General features: G+C 66.9%; 18 protein-coding genes and 1 tRNA gene. 10 read left to right on the forward strand and 9 right to left on the reverse strand.

Features of this window, described 5'->3' with window-relative positions; translation table 11 throughout:
- Positions 1-39: 39 nt before the first annotated feature.
- On the forward strand, positions 40-618 hold the full coding sequence (locus V9E98_02545) for a DUF4126 domain-containing protein (protein ID MEI2715871.1): 579 nt from the start codon (positions 40-42) through the stop codon (positions 616-618).
- Between the two features lie 87 nt (positions 619-705).
- Positions 706-1,656, forward strand: a complete 951-nt coding sequence (locus V9E98_02550) for a L,D-transpeptidase (protein MEI2715872.1) — start codon at positions 706-708, stop codon at positions 1,654-1,656.
- A gap of 88 nt (positions 1,657-1,744) precedes the next feature.
- Here the strand turns inward: V9E98_02550 and V9E98_02555 are convergent, their stop codons facing one another.
- Positions 1,745-3,163 (reverse strand): wax ester/triacylglycerol synthase domain-containing protein, encoded by a 1,419-nt coding sequence (locus V9E98_02555; protein ID MEI2715873.1) that lies wholly within the window; start codon positions 3,161-3,163, stop codon positions 1,745-1,747.
- A 193-nt stretch (positions 3,164-3,356) separates the two neighbouring features.
- Here V9E98_02555 and V9E98_02560 point away from each other — a divergent pair, with 193 nt between their 5' ends.
- The 3 genes from V9E98_02560 to V9E98_02570 all read left to right on the forward strand — a co-directional run bounded on the left by V9E98_02560 (position 3,357) and on the right by V9E98_02570 (position 5,672).
- Positions 3,357-3,746: a hypothetical protein gene (locus V9E98_02560; protein MEI2715874.1), complete on the forward strand. Its 390-nt coding sequence runs from the start codon at positions 3,357-3,359 to the stop codon at positions 3,744-3,746.
- 334 nt (positions 3,747-4,080) lie between these two features.
- Positions 4,081-4,821 (forward strand): HD domain-containing protein, encoded by a 741-nt coding sequence (locus V9E98_02565; GenBank protein MEI2715875.1) that lies wholly within the window; start codon positions 4,081-4,083, stop codon positions 4,819-4,821.
- A 38-nt stretch (positions 4,822-4,859) separates the two neighbouring features.
- Positions 4,860-5,672: a thioesterase family protein gene (locus tag V9E98_02570; protein ID MEI2715876.1), complete on the forward strand. Its 813-nt coding sequence runs from the start codon at positions 4,860-4,862 to the stop codon at positions 5,670-5,672.
- Positions 5,673-5,689: 17 nt separating this feature from the next.
- On the opposite strand, the gene V9E98_02575 is transcribed toward V9E98_02570, so the two are convergent.
- Positions 5,690-6,520 carry a TIGR00730 family Rossman fold protein gene (locus tag V9E98_02575; GenBank protein MEI2715877.1) on the reverse strand — a complete coding sequence of 277 codons (831 nt, stop codon included), beginning with the start codon at positions 6,518-6,520 and terminating at the stop codon, positions 5,690-5,692.
- 39 nt (positions 6,521-6,559) lie between these two features.
- Entirely contained in the window at positions 6,560-7,423 is an 864-nt protein-coding gene (folP, locus tag V9E98_02580; GenBank protein MEI2715878.1) for a dihydropteroate synthase, read from the reverse strand.
- A gap of 160 nt (positions 7,424-7,583) precedes the next feature.
- Here folP and V9E98_02585 point away from each other — a divergent pair, with 160 nt between their 5' ends.
- Positions 7,584-7,868 (forward strand): DivIVA domain-containing protein, encoded by a 285-nt coding sequence (locus tag V9E98_02585; protein MEI2715879.1) that lies wholly within the window; start codon positions 7,584-7,586, stop codon positions 7,866-7,868.
- Here the strand turns inward: V9E98_02585 and V9E98_02590 are convergent.
- The 3 genes from V9E98_02590 to V9E98_02600 all read right to left on the reverse strand — a co-directional run bounded on the left by V9E98_02590 (position 7,828) and on the right by V9E98_02600 (position 10,120).
- Complete coding sequence (locus tag V9E98_02590; protein ID MEI2715880.1) at positions 7,828-9,120, reverse strand: leucyl aminopeptidase family protein; 1,293 nt, start codon at positions 9,118-9,120, stop codon at positions 7,828-7,830. The genes V9E98_02585 and V9E98_02590 overlap by 41 nt on opposite strands.
- Positions 9,121-9,232: 112 nt before the next feature.
- Positions 9,233-9,400, reverse strand: a complete 168-nt coding sequence (locus V9E98_02595; protein ID MEI2715881.1) for a DUF3117 domain-containing protein — start codon at positions 9,398-9,400, stop codon at positions 9,233-9,235.
- A gap of 87 nt (positions 9,401-9,487) precedes the next feature.
- Positions 9,488-10,120 (reverse strand): O-methyltransferase, encoded by a 633-nt coding sequence (locus V9E98_02600; GenBank protein ID MEI2715882.1) that lies wholly within the window; start codon positions 10,118-10,120, stop codon positions 9,488-9,490.
- Positions 10,121-10,174: 54 nt separating this feature from the next.
- Here V9E98_02600 and V9E98_02605 point away from each other — a divergent pair, with 54 nt between their 5' ends.
- The 4 genes from V9E98_02605 (at position 10,175) to V9E98_02620 (ending at position 13,751) form a co-directional block, all read left to right on the forward strand.
- Positions 10,175-11,461, forward strand: a complete 1,287-nt coding sequence (locus V9E98_02605; GenBank protein MEI2715883.1) for a trypsin-like peptidase domain-containing protein — start codon at positions 10,175-10,177, stop codon at positions 11,459-11,461.
- 85 nt (positions 11,462-11,546) lie between these two features.
- Complete coding sequence (locus V9E98_02610) at positions 11,547-11,894, forward strand: twin-arginine translocase TatA/TatE family subunit (GenBank protein ID MEI2715884.1); 348 nt, start codon at positions 11,547-11,549, stop codon at positions 11,892-11,894.
- A 57-nt stretch (positions 11,895-11,951) separates the two neighbouring features.
- Entirely contained in the window at positions 11,952-13,259 is a 1,308-nt protein-coding gene (locus tag V9E98_02615; protein ID MEI2715885.1) for a DUF445 domain-containing protein, read from the forward strand.
- A 234-nt stretch (positions 13,260-13,493) separates the two neighbouring features.
- Positions 13,494-13,751 (forward strand): hypothetical protein, encoded by a 258-nt coding sequence (locus V9E98_02620; protein MEI2715886.1) that lies wholly within the window; start codon positions 13,494-13,496, stop codon positions 13,749-13,751.
- Positions 13,752-13,783: 32 nt separating this feature from the next.
- Here the strand turns inward: V9E98_02620 and V9E98_02625 are convergent, their stop codons facing one another.
- The 3 genes from V9E98_02625 to V9E98_02635 form a co-directional block, all read right to left on the reverse strand.
- Positions 13,784-15,073: a Na+/H+ antiporter NhaC family protein gene (locus V9E98_02625; protein ID MEI2715887.1), complete on the reverse strand. Its 1,290-nt coding sequence runs from the start codon at positions 15,071-15,073 to the stop codon at positions 13,784-13,786.
- A 419-nt stretch (positions 15,074-15,492) separates the two neighbouring features.
- A tRNA-Arg gene (locus tag V9E98_02630) sits at positions 15,493-15,569 on the reverse strand.
- A gap of 102 nt (positions 15,570-15,671) precedes the next feature.
- The coding region (locus tag V9E98_02635) for a hypothetical protein (protein MEI2715888.1) at positions 15,672-15,851 on the reverse strand (180 nt) is incomplete at its 5' end.

Here is a 15,851-nt window from a genome sequence, read left to right on the forward strand (position 1 = left end):
GAACCGAGACGGCTCTCGTCATGGCCGTACTCTGGCGCCGTGGATCTGACCACCGCGATCCTGACCGGCCTCGGGCTCTCTGCGGCTGCGGGACTCAACGCGTACATCCCCTTGCTGCTGGTCGGTCTGCTCGGCTACTTCGACGTGGTCACGCTGCCGGAGCCGTACGACGCGCTTGAGATTCCGTGGGTACTGGCGATCCTCGCGGTCCTGCTCGCCGTCGAAGTCCTGGCCGACAAGATCCCTGTGGTCGACTCAGTCAACGACGTCATCGGCACCGTGATCCGACCCGCTGCCGGTGCGGTGCTGTTTGCCGGGAGCACGGGACTGATCGGGGATTTCCCACCGGCCGTCTCCGTCGTGCTCGGCATCATCACCGCAGGCACGGTGCACGGGGCCAAAGCAGCCGCACGACCGGTGTTCAACGCGGGCACCGGTGGCGTCGCCGCCCCGTTCGTGAGCGTGGCCGAGGACGGAATCTCGCTCGCGCTGGCGCTCGTCGCGGTGTTCGTCCCGGTGCTCGTGGTCGTGATGCTCGCGGGCCTGATGTGGCTGTTCCTGCGCTGGTACCGCCGGCGCCGGGCCCGAGACCGGATCACCTCCCCGAGCGTGACCTGATCGCCGGACGCTGGCCCGAAACCCGGTGCCCCAGTACTATCGAGTAGTTGAAGTTTCACGGATGCCGATCTCAGGGATTGGAGCGACATGCGTCGTCCCCTCTTGTTCGTGCTCGCCGCGGCCACGGCCGCCGGCACGATGCTCCCGGCCCTCGCCCAGGCCGCTGAGCCAGAGCGCGAGCGGGTTCCGGTGGCGATCAGTATCTCGCCCGGCACCGATCATCAGCGCTACGGCATCGGCCAACTCGTCACCCTCCGCTTCTCCGAGGTTGTCAAGGACCGCAAGGCCGCTGAGGACGCCATCACCGTCAGTTCGGACAAGCCCCTGACGCGGGGGGCCTGGGGGTGGATCGACGACACGACGGCCATCTACCGTCCCCGCAAATTCTGGCCCGGCAACGCGGACATTCGGTTCGACATCGACCTCGCGGGTGTCGTTCTGGCGCGGACCGACAACCAGGAATTCGTGGGCAACGACAAGTCCGATCGGACCTTCGTGCTCCGCACCGACCGCAGTTTCGTGTTGGAGATCAAGGACAGCAAACACCGCCTGTACGTCCGTCGGGACGGTCGCGTCGTCAAGTCGTTCCCGGTGTCCTTGGGCAAGGCCGGCTGGCGCACCCGCAGCGGCATCAAGATCCTGACCGGTGAGAAGTACGCGCGGTTGCGGATGACGGGGTACGACCCCGGCGCCGATGAGCGGTGGGACGTCATCGCCCCCTACTCAATCCGGCTCACGCCTACGGGTGAGTTCATCCACGGTGCCCCGTGGGCCAACAACCGCATGGGCTTGTGGAACGGCTCGCACGGCTGCACCAACATGTTCGTCGCCGACGCCAAGTGGCTGTTCAAGCGTGTCGTCGCCGGCGACCCAGTCGTGACCAAAGGCACCGGCCGCCCCATGGAGGTCACCAACGGCACCCCGGGCTCTTACTGGAACTACTCCTGGAAGCAGTGGCAGAAGATGTCGGGCACATACGGCGGCACCGCCGTTCGGGCCGCATCCCTGCCCCCCGCCACCATCGACGCGGGGCCGTAACCACTCCGGGTCCAAGGCCCGCCGGTATGGGATTGTCCCCCGACCGACCGACGGACCGACCGACCGACCGACCGACCGTTGGTGAGGGTCAGTCCTCCTTGACCGACAAGGCCACGACCTCGGCGAGTGACTCCTCGAGGCACTTGATCATGACGTCGTGGTCGTAGATCGCCGCGGTGTCCAGGTTCACACCGAACTCCGCCTTGCCGTTGTAGGACATCATGGCCACGTTCATCGCGGCGCCGCCCTTCGGGGCGAACGGGACCAGTTGCTGCACCTGGGCGCCGGCGAGGTAGACGGGAATGGGCGGGCCCGGCACATTCGTGGCCGCGACATCGGTGCCTTTCATCATCCCGGCCGCGAGCGCGGTGGTCGCCGGACGCGGCAGTGATGTGAGCAGCCGGAAGATCGGCTCGCTGATCTCCAGTGCCGGTTCGGTGCGGGCCTGCAACAGCACCGGGTGCAACTCACGCACGCGGGCGACAGGGTCCTCCGGACCCAGCGGGAGTGGGAACCGAGCCGGCACCCAGCGATTGCCCGACGTCGGAGCCTCGGTGCGCGGGCGCAGGTTGACCGGCATGTTGACCCGCACAGCTGCTGCTTCGTCCAAGGAGACACCATGCGCGGCGTGGTACTTGGCGATGCCGCCGGACACCACGGCCATGAACGCGTCGTTCAGCGTCCCACCGTTGGACTTCCCCGCCACCTTGAGCGCGTCCAGAGGTGCTTCCAGGATCGCGAAGTGGACGCCGAGCGAGCGTCCGCGCATGACGGGGCTCATCGGCGTGGAGGCCGGGGCCAGGATCCGAGCGGCCGATTGGGTGAAATCGACGCTGTTCTTCACGGTGCCCACCGGGTCGGTGACGGTTCCCGTCACCAGGGTCTTGGCGCCGCCGGCCATGTCCTTGATCTGGTCGACTGTCGTCTTGGCCTGGTATTCGGCACCCTCGACGATGCGCTCCTTCGCGTCCTCATGTCCGGTCTCCTCGACGTCGGGCATGGGCTGCTCGGGGCGCTGACTGGGATCGTCGGACAGATCGAAGAGCGATGCCGCCATGGCCATTCCGCCGATGCCGTCGGTGATGGCGTGGTGGATCTTCATGATGAGCGCGGCTCTGTTGCCCTTGAGGCCCTCGATCACGATGGCTTCCCACAGGGGGCGAGCCCGATCGAAGTCCATTTCGGCCATGTGCTCGGCGACGTCGAGGACGTGTGCGTCATCGCGAGTGTTGGCGGCGCGACGGAAACGTAAGTGGTAGTTCATGTCGAAGTCGTCGGTGGACTCCCAGCGCGGGGGCACCAGCGACACCGGGTTGCCCACGACCCGACGCCGCAGCGCCGGTACGCGGATCGACATTTCCTCGATCCGCTGCGTGAGAACCTTGCGGTTGGGCTTCTTGTCCAGCATGACCACCAACGTGATGACCGACCGGAGCAACGGATCTGTTTCGACGCCCCACATAACGGCATCGAAAACACCCATGCGACTGTCAACCTTGCGTGTCACCATGCACCTCCATTGAAGGTGAGCGTAGTCAGCAGGACCGTCGTGGTCCTGCCGAATGGCAAAGTCAGGTGCCGCAGTCGTAGCGTGTGCGCGGCGGGAACGTCTCGATCCGGGTGCCAGCGTTAGGCCTGGCAGGTGGTGCATGCGAGGATCGCCGCAGAGAGCACAGGCAGCAATCCGATGAGGTGGACAGATGAAGAAGGCATTACTGCTGGCGGCGGCAACGGCCGGTGCGATCGCGGGCTTCGCGATCGTCAAACGACGGGGCAATACCGACACCGCCGATGTATCTGAAACAGCATCCGTGTGGGCCGACGCCGTGAGTTCGGCGGCGAACAAGGCCGCGGACAGTGTGACTGAGGCAGCTCAAGAAGCGGCCGGGCTGACCGATCGCGCCGCCCAGCGAGTGTCCGATGCAGCCGCGAGTGTCGGGGCCGCCGCCGCGGATGCCGCTGATCGCACCGGCGGTGCAGCATCTGGTGCCGCCAAGAGTGCGTCCGGGGTTCTGAGCGAGGCCGCCACCGTCGCCGCCTCCGCGGCTCAAGAAACCGCCAAGCAGGTCAACGAGGTCGACAAGGCCTGACCTTCATGCCGCTCGCTTCCGGCGACGGCTGACCGCGACACACGAAACCCCGGCAGCATCTTGGCTGCCGGGGTTTCGGTTGTGCGTGGGGGTCAGGCCCAGATGGTGACGACGTCTGCGATCGCCGCGCGGTCGTCGGAAGTGATCTCGAACTGGGTGCCCAGGTCGTTGCGGTTCATGATGGCTGTGACTCTCCTGATGTCGACCCGCTGTCTGCGGTTGCGTCTTGACTACCCGACCGGAGGAGCGGCAAACGCGCGGCATGTCAGCGGACCGTAAAGGAGTCGGACAGGCGGGCTGTGCGGCGCACCGCAGGTTCGGCTAACTTGGCCGGGTGAGTGACGAGGGCCAAGCGAGTGACGAGGGCCAAGCGAGTGACGAGGGCCAAGCGAGTGACGAGGCAACACTCTCCGCGGCGCCCGAGGTCCCTGACCTCCTGGACCTGCCGGCCGACTCCCTGTACTCGGCCCGGCTGCCGATGGCGCTCGCGTACGCCGCCGTCATGCATGCGCCGCAGCGCCGCAAAGACGATCTCGGGTCTCCCTACATCACGCACCCGATGGCCGTGGCCACCCTCGTTTGGCATTACGGACTCGGAGTACCCGCCTACGAACCGGAGATGGAAGACCTCGTCGTCGCGGGACTACTGCACGATGTCGTTGAGGACGCGGGCGGGGACAACCGACTGCGCGAGATTCAGGACATGTTCGGTCCCCGCGTCGCTCAGATCGTCTATGCCGCAACTGACAGCATGTCGTCTGATCCGAACAACAAACAGGACTGGCGGCCCCGCAAGGAGCAGCACATCGCCCGCGTCCGCACCTTGGCGCAGGGCCCTGATGGCCAGATCGGTGACGCCGGTGCGTGTCTGGTGATCGCCAGCGACAAGATGCACAACCTGAGCTCCACGGCTGCCGCCGTGGCCGCGCGGGGGGACGCGTATCTGGAGCGGTTCAAGGGTGGAGTCGAGGGCACCCGTTGGTACTACCGCGAGATGTTCGAAGCTTTGAAGCCGGCCCTCCCCGACCCGATGGTGGACGACCTCACAGCCCGGTTGGTGACCCTGCGTGCGTGAGCACAGGTGGCGGCTGGTCCGGAACGCCGGGCTGATTTGTGAATGACATCCCCCTGACGTCGTTCACTGACGCTGCCCGCGTCGTCGAGGTCGCACCAGGCGCGTTCACGGCCGATGTGCCCCCCGATTGGGCTCAGGGCCGGACCGCTTTCGGGGGTCTGGCCGCGGGCATCCTGATCAACGCCGTGCAGGCGCTGCCGGGACTAGCCGACTTGCCCGTCCGCGCGGTCGATGCGGCATTCATCGGACCGGTCCCCCCCGGTCCTGTGCGGGTTCGCGCCGAGATGTTGCGCCAGGGGAAGTACCTGACCCATGCCGCCGCCGAACTGACTGCCGGCGCGGGATCGCACCCTCTTGCTCGCGTCCATACGGTGCTGGGCCATCTACGCGCCAGTGCGGTGACAGTCCCACCCGAACCGCCCGATCCGGTCCCCCTCGAGCAGTGTCTCGAGATGCCGTACATCCCCGGGATGACCCCGGAGTTCACCCGCAATCTCGACTTCCGGTTTGCCAGCGGAATCCCTTTCACCGGGAGCGACTCAGCCCGCGTCACCGGCCACTGTCGGCATCGTTCCCCCGAAGTCGGCGTCGCAGCCATCTCCGCACTGGTCGACGCCTGGCCCGGAACAGTACTGCCGCTGATGACCAGCCCCGCGCCCGCCAGCACTGTGCGCTGGTCCCTGCAGTTCCCCGGCGATGAGCCGCTGAAAGGGGACGACTGGTTCTGGTACACCTCCGACACCCCAGTCGCGACCGGTGGCTACTCGACGATGACCGCGCAACTGTGGCGCGAGGAGCGACTGATCTCGTGGTCGGAGCAGTTGCTGGCTGTGTTCGACCGACGAAGCTGAGCCTTCCGCTCGCTGCCTCACCAACGCTCGCGATGCTCCTCAGTGGGCGGGCGGCGGTGCCACATGACTCCCTCGTCCGAGGGGTCGGGCCGTGGCATGACCTCGGATTCCGCCCTGCGGTCCGCGGCGAGGATCATCTGCACGACTTCAGCCGGTGAGTCACTCACCTGCAGCAGGTCGAGGTCGCTGGGGGCGATCAGTTCGTGACCGATCAACTCTTCACCGATCCAGTCCAGCAGCTTCTCCCAGAACTTCGTCCCGACGAGGACGATCGGGAAGGTGGTGATCTTGTGGGTCTGGACCAGCGTGAGGGCTTCGAACAGTTCGTCCAGTGTGCCGAACCCGCCCGGCAGGACCACGAACCCGCGGGCATACTTCACGAACATCGTCTTGCGGGCGAAGAAGTAGCGGAAGTTGATGCCGACGTCCACCCAGTCGTTCAGGCGCTGTTCGAACGGCAACTCGATTCCCAGCCCGACCGATACCCCGCGGGCCTCGGCCGCCCCCCGGTTGGCCGCAGCCATGATGCCCGGGCCACCGCCGGTGATCACCGCGTAGCCCTCGTCGACCAAACCGGCCGCGATGTCGCGCGCCAAGGCGTAGTTCGGGTGATCGGGAGCCGTGCGGGCACTGCCGAAGATGGAGATGGCCGGTCCGAGTTCGGCGAGTGCCCCGAATCCCTCGACGAACTCCGCCTGAATCCGCATCACCCGCCAGGGATCCGCCGTGATCCAGTCGGCCGCGTGGCGTGAGTCCAGGAGTCGCTGGTCGTGGGTGGTGGGCTGCAGCTGGTCGGGCCGGATGCTGATGGGACCGATCTGGCGCCGCGGTGGTCGGATGGGGGCCATCAGACCAACGTACGAGTCCGACGCACTCGAAGGCGCGGTTCAGGCCAAACCACGCACCGCCAGCGCCGGGGGACGGTCGCCGCGGATGGCCGCCACCATGTCCAGGACGGTGCGCGTCGCGGCCACGTCGTGAACGCGCCAGATCCGTGCGCCCAGCCAGGCAGTGACCGCCGTGGTCGCCAGGGTCCCGGTGAGCCGTTCCTTCGGTTCCGGGATGTCGAGGGTCTCACCGATGAAGTCCTTGCGCGACAGTGACATCAACACCGGCCAGCCGGTCGCCACCAGTTGATCGGTGGCTGCCGTCGCCGCCAGAGTCTGGGGAGTGGTCTTCCCGAAGTCGTGTCCCGGATCGATGATGATCGACTCGCGCGGCACTCCCAGTGCCTCGGCCCGCTGCGCCAACCCGGTCGTCGTCGTGATGATGTCCTGCACGACATCTCGGTAGACCACCCGATGCGGGCGGGTGCGGGGGATCTGACCACCCGCGTGAGTACACACGATCCCCACTCGGTACTCGGCGGCGACCCGGGCGAGGTCCGGGTCGTACCCCTCCCACGCGTCGTTGATGATGTCGGCGCCTTCGGCGCACACAGCGCGTCCGACCTCGGCTCGCCAGGTGTCCACGCTGATCACCACGTCGGGATGGCGGTCGCGCACCTTGGCCACGAACGGCACGGTACGGCGCAGTTCCTCGGAGGCACCCACCGCATCACCTGGACCCGCCTTGACCCCGCCGATATCGACGATGTCCGCGCCTTCCGCGACCGCGCGGTCCACAGCGTCCAGGGCGGAATCCTCGGCGAACGTCGCGCCCCGGTCGTAGAAGGAGTCCGGAGTTCGATTGATGATGGCCATCACGAGCAGGTCGCGATCCCCGAACGTACGGGTCCCGAGTTTGAGCACAGTTCCTCCCGGCCACCAGTATCTGCCTGCCTCGCCCGCCAGTATCCGTCTCCGGGACGGCGGGCGCCCTTTGGTTTGTGCTCGATGGGTGATTCGCCAAAGCGCCCTGGGTTGATCATCCTCAGGTCGGTCTTGCTCAGGGTTCGGTCATACTGTGCCCGTGACGGTGGTTTTCGTCTTGTTCGCGGTGATCGTGATCGCCGGTGCGGTGCTGGTGCTGGCCGGCCGGTGGGATCCCGGAATGGCCCCGACCGATCGGCCCGGGCCACCGGAGTTGCCCGACGCGTCGTGGGATGCGGCGGATGTGCGCGCGCTGAAGTTCAGGGTGGGACTGCGCGGTTACCGGATGCAGGACGTCGATGCCGCGCTCGCGGCCCTCGCCCGCGAACTGGATCGCCGGCCGGTCATGCGGCCAGACGATCCAGCCATCGAGTCAACAGACTGACACCGAAACCCGTCGCACCTTTGCGGCAGTCCGGCCGGTCCGATTCCGTGCGTCCGCTGCCCGCGATATCCAGATGTGCCCACGGCACCCTGCCTGCGAACGGGCGCAGGAACAGTGCCGCCGTGATCGAACCCGCCTGCGTGTGCGGATCGGTGTTGGTGTTGGCGGACTGAGCCACAGCCGATGCGATGGCGCCGGTGTACTCGTCGACCAGCGGCATGCGCCACACCGAGTCGCCGCTGTCGGTCCCGGCTGTCTCGAGCCGATGGGCGAGCCGCTCATCGGTGGCGTAGAGCGCGGCATGACCACGACCGAGCCCCACGGTTGCGGCGCCGGTCAAGGTCGCGACGTCCACGAGGACGTCCGGTCTCAGGCGAGCAGCCGCGTAGGCGAGGCTGTCGGCCAAGACCAGCCGCCCCTCGGCGTCGGTGTTGAGCACCTCGGTGGTGCGGCCACCGAACTGCCGGATAACGTCGCCGGGGCGCATGGCGGCGGCCCCTGGCATGTTCTCCGCGCATGCCAGGAGACCCGTCACGCGGATCGGGAGGGCGAGATCGCGGATCGCAGCCATCGTCGCGATGACGGCGGCGGCGCCGGCCATGTCGGTCTTCATCATGGGCATCGACGGCGCCGGCTTGATCGAGAGGCCACCGCTGTCGAAGGTGATTCCCTTGCCGACGAGAACGACATGCGGACCGGTACCGGATCCGCGGTAGACCATCTGGGTCAGGTTGGGAGTGGTGGCACTCCCGGCGGCGACGGCCAGGATCCCCCCGAAACCGTGCTGTGCGAGCCACTGTGGACCTCGGGTTGTGGTTCGGATTCCGGATCGGGAGACCTCATGAGCCTGGTCGGCCAGCCAGGTCGGTGTCTTGATGTCACTGGGAGTGTTGCCCAGGCGGCGGGCCAGCAGGACCCGGCTTCCGACGGTGAGGCCGCGTTCGGTCGACTCGGTGGCCGCAGCGCCGCTCCCGAGCCACATCCGGATCTCGGCGGGGCTGCTGTTGCGAACGGGCTGCGCGCCCACGACGACACCGTGTGCGAACCGTTCGGTCATGAGTCGCGCCCCGTTCGGCACGACACAATCCAGTGGCGCTGATCCGACCGCGGCCCGACCGATCGCTGCTCCGGCCTGCGCCATCCCGACTGCAGTGGGCGCAGCACGAAGCACCAGGTGAGGGTCGGGGGCGGCATGCTGCGGATCAGACACCGCGGCGGCGAGGTCAGGGCCGCCCAGCCGCTGCGCGAGCATCACCAGTGACTTCGGGGGAGCCGATCCGTCCAGGAGGACGATGGCGAGGCGTTCGGTGCGGGTCAGTTGGGCCAGTGGGTGGACCGTGACCCGCGGGTCGGAGGTCAGCGGGTCAGCCTGCGGTGGCGGTCAGCTGGGCGCCGAGGTCCTTGGCCTCATCGGCGGTGAGCTCGACCACGAGGCGTCCGCCGCCTTCCAGGGGGACCCGCATGATGATTCCGCGGCCCTCTTTGGTGACCTCGAGTGGGCCGTCACCGGTCCTGGGTTTCATGGCGGCCATGAACGGCCCCTTTCGGTATTCGGGCGAACGGGGATCATTATTCCCGATCGGGACCACGATGTGTCGGATCCCCTCGGTTTGGGTTCGTCAGTGGACGACGGCGAGCAGGAGGCCATCGCCGGAGGGGACCAGTACCGGCGTCAGATCCTCGTGGCCCCGGACCAGGGTCACCAGGTCCCGCAGGGCCACCGTGGCGGCGTCCCTTTGTGCGGGGTCGGCGACCCGGTCGCCCCACAGGGCGTTGTCGAAGGCGATGACGCCACCGGGCCGCAGCAGGCGCAGGGCTTGTTCGAAGTACAGCGTGTATTCGGACTTGTCCGCGTCGACCAGAACCATGTCGTAAGCACCGTCGGTCAGCCGCGGCAGCACGTCGAGGGCTCGCCCTGCGATCAGCCGGTAGCGCCCTTGTGCGATCTCGGCGGCCGCGAGGGTCTCGCGCGCGACCCGCTGATGCTCCAGTTCGATGTCGATGGAGGTGATGACCCCGTCGTCGGTCATGCCACGCAGCAGCCACAGCGTCGAGACGCCGGCCCCGGTGCCGATCTCGACGACGTGTGCGGCCGAAATGGCGCGGGCCACGAACCGGAGCAGGGCCCCGCTGCCACCGCTGATCGGGACACAACCCAACTCGGCGGCCTTCTCCCGGGCCGTCGTGAGCACCTCGTCCTCGGCGGCGAATCCGTCGGCGTACGCGAAACTGTCCGCGTTGGGGGCGATCATGGTTACCTCCGGGGGGACTGGCACGATGGCGAGGAGCCACCTTAGGGTAACTGTGTGACCGATGGCCCCGACGCGCGCCCATCCGACTCCCCACTGGGCGTCGGTCGACCCGACATCGCTGCCGGCGGCACCGTCCCGCCCCCGCCTCCCGGGGCGGGCGAGCACATGCCGCAGTGGGCGCCGCCCGTGCCGGACACCATCGCGGTCGCTGCCTCGGAGCCGGCCTCCGCGTACGGATTCGCCCCACCGCAGAACGCGCCGGTGACCTCCCGGCGCGGAGGCCATTCCGGCGTTGTCATCGCCCTGGCCGTGGTGGCTGGCCTGGTCGCGGGACTCTTCGGGGGGCTCCTGGGCGCATCCGTGCAGGGACTGCTGGCCAACGGGGGAGCGTTGACCACCGGCTCGGTAGATCTTCTGCCACAGACGTCATCCGACCAGCCGGAACTGCAGCCCGGCAGTGTGGCGGCCATCGCGGATGAGGCACTGCCGACGGTCGTCTCCCTCGCGGTCAGCGGCAATTCGGGTCAGGCCACCGGCTCGGGATTCATCCTGCGCAGCGACGGCTACATCCTGACGAACAACCACGTCATCGCCGGAGGCGCGGATGGTGGTCGGATCACCGTCGTGTTCGCCGACGGCAGCGAGGAGAAAGGCACGATCGTCGGGCGCAGTGAGTCTTACGACCTCGGAGTGGTCAAGGTGGAGCGACGTGGACTCCGGGTGGCGCCGCTGGGCAACTCCGAGGCGGTTCGGGTCGGTGACCCGGTCATCGCGATCGGTTCCCCACTGGGCCTGAACGGAACGGTCACCACTGGCATCATTTCGGCGTTGAACCGGCCGGTCACCGCCGGTGGGCAGGGGGAGCAGTCCTTCATCTCCGCCGTCCAGACCGACGCCGCCATCAACCCGGGCAACTCCGGCGGTCCGTTGCTCGACTCCGAAGGACGAGTCATAGGCGTCAACTCGGCGATCGCGACCGTCGCCGGCGCCACCCGCTCCGAGGCGGGATCCATCGGACTGGGCTTCGCGATCCCCATCAACCAGGCCAAGCGGATCTCAGAAGAGATCATCGCCGACGGCACCAGCGACACCCCGGTGATCGGGGTCTCGCTGGATCCGCAGTACTCCGGAACCGGAGCCAAGGTGCGCGAGGTCACCCCCGGTGGGCCGTCGCAGGGCAAACTCGATCCCGGCGACGTGATCACGAGCGTCAACGGCGAGCGGGTTCAAGATGCCACGGAACTGATCATCGCGATCCGCACCCGCGCGCCCGGCGACGAGATCAAGTTGGGGGTCCAGAACGGCGGGGAGGTCACGGTCACCTTGGGTGTCGGCGACTGACGCTCCTGACCCGGCCGCTGCATTCGACGACGGGGGCGCCGGAGCAAGGGGGCGCATTTCGGGTGTTCCCGCGTACCCTGAGTGAGTGTTCAACCTGGGAATGGCCGAGATCGCGGTCATCATCGTGGTCGGGTTGCTCATCTTCGGGCCGGACAAGCTGCCCAAGGCGATCAAGAGCCTGTCGAGCGGCGTCCGGTCGTTACGAACGGCCGCCACCGATGCGACCCGCTCGCTGCAGGACGCCGCCGGATGGGAATCGGCCGAGACGCGCCAGACCCTCTCCGATCTCGCCGACTTGCATCCCAAGCGTCTGATGGGGTCGATCCTCGACGACCCGGACACGTCGAAACGCAGCCAACCAGCCCCGACTCCTCCCCGGGAGAGCCCAACACCGGCGAAGTCTCCGTCGGACTTCGACCCCGACGCTCCCTGACCCCGAGCCGCTCCCGCTGGACGCGGATTGCCCACTCGGGCACTAGCGTGAGGGCTCATGAGCATCGCTCCCGCGTCGGTCCCCGTTGCCGACCCTGCGCCGACCATGATCGACGATCCGGACAAGGTGCGCGCCCTGAGGCGGATGAAGGGAGTGGCCCTGGGACTGCTGGTCTTCGCGGCGCTGGTGTTTCTCTTCGCCATGCACATGGAGGAGTCCGGTGGACCGGCCTACTGGGGGTACATCCGCGCGATGGGCGAAGCGGGTGTCGTCGGCGGTCTGGCGGACTGGTTCGCGGTCACCGCCTTGTTCCGGCGGCCCCTGGGTCTCCCGATTCCGCACACCGCGCTGATCCCCCAGAAGAAGGACCAGCTGGGGGAGAGTCTCAGCAACTTCGTGCACGGTAACTTCCTGTCCCGCGACAACGTCGTCGAGAAGGTGACGGCCGTGCAGCCGTCGCAGCGACTGGCCGAATACCTCTCTGATCCCGCCCGCAGGCGGACCATCGTGGCAGAGGGTGCGTCGCTGGCCCAGGAGCTGGTCGACAGTCTCGACGACCAACAGATCCAGACCTTGGTCCGCAATCTCGTCTTCACGGAACTCGGCGAGAACGCCTGGGGCCCGCCGGCCGGTCGACTGCTGCTCGCGGCGGTGGAGGACGACAAACACCAGGGTGTGGTCGACGGGATCTTCACGGCGTTGCACCGCTGGCTGCTCGAGAACCGCGACCGGGTGGCGCAGGTCATCGCAGATCGAGGTCCGGTCGCGCAGGACGGTCCCATCCGCTGGGTCCACGAGCGGATCGGTTTCAAGGCGGCCGATCTGTTGATCCAATGGGTCGAGCAGTTGCGGGACAATCCCGATGACCCTGCTCGACGTCAGTTGGACGCCGCCTTGTTGCGGATCGCCGAGGATCTGCAGCACGACCCCGCCATGATCGAACGCGTCGAGGGGTGGAAGACCCAGGTGCTGCAGCACCCGGAGACCCAGAGGCTGGTGAACAGTATCTGGCCCACCGTGAAGGGGATGATCCTCGAGTCCCTGCGGAACCCCGACAGTGACCTGCGGCAACGCGCCGAGGACTACCTGGAGCGGACCTCCGAGCGGCTCACGGATGACTCCGAATTCGCGGCCTCGGTCGATGCGCGCATCGCCGGGGCGGCCGGGTACCTGGTCGACAGGTACGGCGAGGACGCTGTCGGTCTGATCTCGGACACGGTGAAGCGTTGGGATGCGGGCGAGGCGTCTCGGCGCATCGAGGTGGCGGTCGGCAAGGATCTGCAGTTCATCAGGATCAACGGCACAGTCGTCGGCGCCTTGGCGGGACTTGTCATCTACACCATCGGGACACTGATCGTGGGATGACCCCTGGTCGTCGAAATGACCCCTGGTCGCCGGATGTCCTCGAGCATGGGTTCGCAGGAGGATAATCGAACTATGCGGAAATCACCTGTTGTCATTCTCAGTAGCGCAGCGTTGGTCGGACTCGCGTTGGCCGGTTGCTCCACCTCCACCTCGTCACCGACCACCCCGCCCACGACGGCTCCGTCGGCCGTGTCACCGTCCGAGTCGCCCACGTCGTCGCCTATGGAGAGCCCTGTGTTGCCACCCATCGAGATCGACGGTCAGAAGTCGCAGGAAGTCACTGTCGGCGACTTCCTGAACGTCACCTCCAAAGACGTGACCAAGGTGAGCACCGACAACGCCGAAGTGCTCAAGGTCTCACAGCCGCGCGACGACGGCAGTGCACAGTTCAACGCCGGTGCCGAGGTCGTGGCTGCCGGGACGGCCACGTTCGTGGTGTCCGGCAAGGACGGCGAGTTGTACTCGGTCAAGATCACCGCTGTCGAGAAGTAGCCGACCCGCGTTCACCCCGGAGGGTGGCGGCGCTACTCCAGCGTCGCTGCCAGCCCGACGATGAGCGCGGACACCACGAATAGCGCGACGAGTAGCGGCCAGGCGAACCGTAGGTACTTGTCGTAGCCGACCTTCGCGATGGCGAGTCCGCCGACCAGCACGACGCTGGTGGGTGAGAACAGCAACGTCAGACCGTGGCCCATGATCCATGCGGTGATAGTCGTCGCTCGGGAGACCCCGGCGAAGTCCGCTAGAGGGGACAACAGCGGCATCGCCAGTGCCGCATGCCCGCTGCTCGACGGGATCAGCACCGCCAGTGGGATGTTGATGATCATGGTGACCACGGCGAAGCCTCCGGCAGAGACCCCGCTGACCAGCTGCTCCATCGAGTTCAGGATGGTGTCCAAGGTCTGCGTATTCGTCATGATCACCGACACGCCACCTGCGAGCAGCACCACCATCGCGGGGCCCATCATGTCGGCGGCCCCCGCCGCTATGAGTCGGACGATCTCCTTCTCGTGCATCTTGGCCACGATCCCAACGACCACTGACGCGATCAGGAACAGCATGGCCAACTGCGGGAACCACCAGTTCAGTTCGAACCAGTACGGCTGTGCGGCTGCGACTTCGTGGGAGTTGTAGTAGTCGGCAGCTCCGGTGGTCGCCCCGAAGATGCTCGACCAGGGGATCACGGAGAAGATCATCAGTCCGAACGCGAAAGCGGTGATGACCAGGACCCATTTCTGCGTTCCGGTCAAGGTGTGGTCGGTATCGGCTGGTTCGTGTTCGAGGTCCTCTGCGGCGTGATCGGTGGCGCTTTCCTCATCGGGATCCGGATCATCCCAGCCGACCAGTGATGCCGACGGGTCCTTGCGCACTTTGGCTGCGTATCGCAGGACCCATCCGATGGCCATGGCTGTGAGGATGACCCACAGGATCAGCCGCAGCACGATTCCGTCGCCGATCGACACGCCCGCTTCGCCGGCGGCGACCCCGATGGAGAACGGGTTCACCGTCGCTGCCATCACCCCGATCAGGGCTCCCATGATGATCATGCTCGCCGTGACCATCCGGTCGTAGCCCAAGGCGGCCATCAAGGGGATGAACAGGGCGTAGAAGCCGAGAGTTTCGACGGAGAACCCCATGGTGGAGCCCAACAGTGAGAACAGCACCATGACCGACGTGATCAGCAGCCAACCCTTGCTGCGCAGCCGCGTGGCCAGGCTGCCGACGGCGACCTCGAGGGCGCGGGTGGAGAAGCTGACCGAGATGAACGCCCCAATGGCCATGATGAAGACGATGACGCCGATCTGTCCGAACATCCGGCCCGAGGGTCTCGGTATCGACGGAGCCGGTTTCGGGGTTCAGCAGCCCGTAGATCCCGTTGATCGGTGACAGGATCAGCTGCTGCACCATCTCGCCGAAGTCGTACGGCGGCGGCACTTCGTGGAACGTGCCCGGGATCGGTGACCCGTCGGGCGCCTCGTCGTAACTGCCGGCGGGCAAGAACAACGCAGCGATCCACACCAGCACAGTGACGATGGCCAGGGTGGCGACCGCGCTCGGGAACTGGAACTTGGCCTTCGGTTTGGCGGGAGTCGGGCCGTCGAGGTCGGTACTGCCCGGCGCCGCGTCACCAGGACTGGTCGCCTCGGCCATGGGGTTCCCCTTCGTATCTCGGCGTCTTACGTCGTGTACCACGATGGCGCGTGCGCGCGCGCTTGGCGCGGTGAACCTGGCATGGCGCCCCGTGCGGGAATCGAACCCACGGCCTACCGCTTAGGAGGCGGTCGCTCTATCCGACTGAGCTAACGGGGCGAGTGTGAAGAGGCTAACGGGGCAAGTGATAAGAGTTCGTATTGCAGGGTAGTGGGTGTACATGCGGACGAACCGCGAACCCTCCGTCGCGGGCCGCCGGGATCAATCTCTCGAGCGGACGGTGGTGCGTCCGGCGGACTTGGCTCGGTGCAGAGCCTGGTCGGCGAGGTCGAGCCAGGCGTCGAAGTCGTCGTCGGGGCGGAGTTCGGTCACTCCGATGCTCACCATCACGGTTAGCAGAACCGGGGAAGAGTCTCCAGACATGCGTAGTAGATCGCGGTC

The organism is Candidatus Nanopelagicales bacterium (assembly GCA_037045355.1).
Taxonomy (GTDB): domain Bacteria; phylum Actinomycetota; class Actinomycetes; order S36-B12.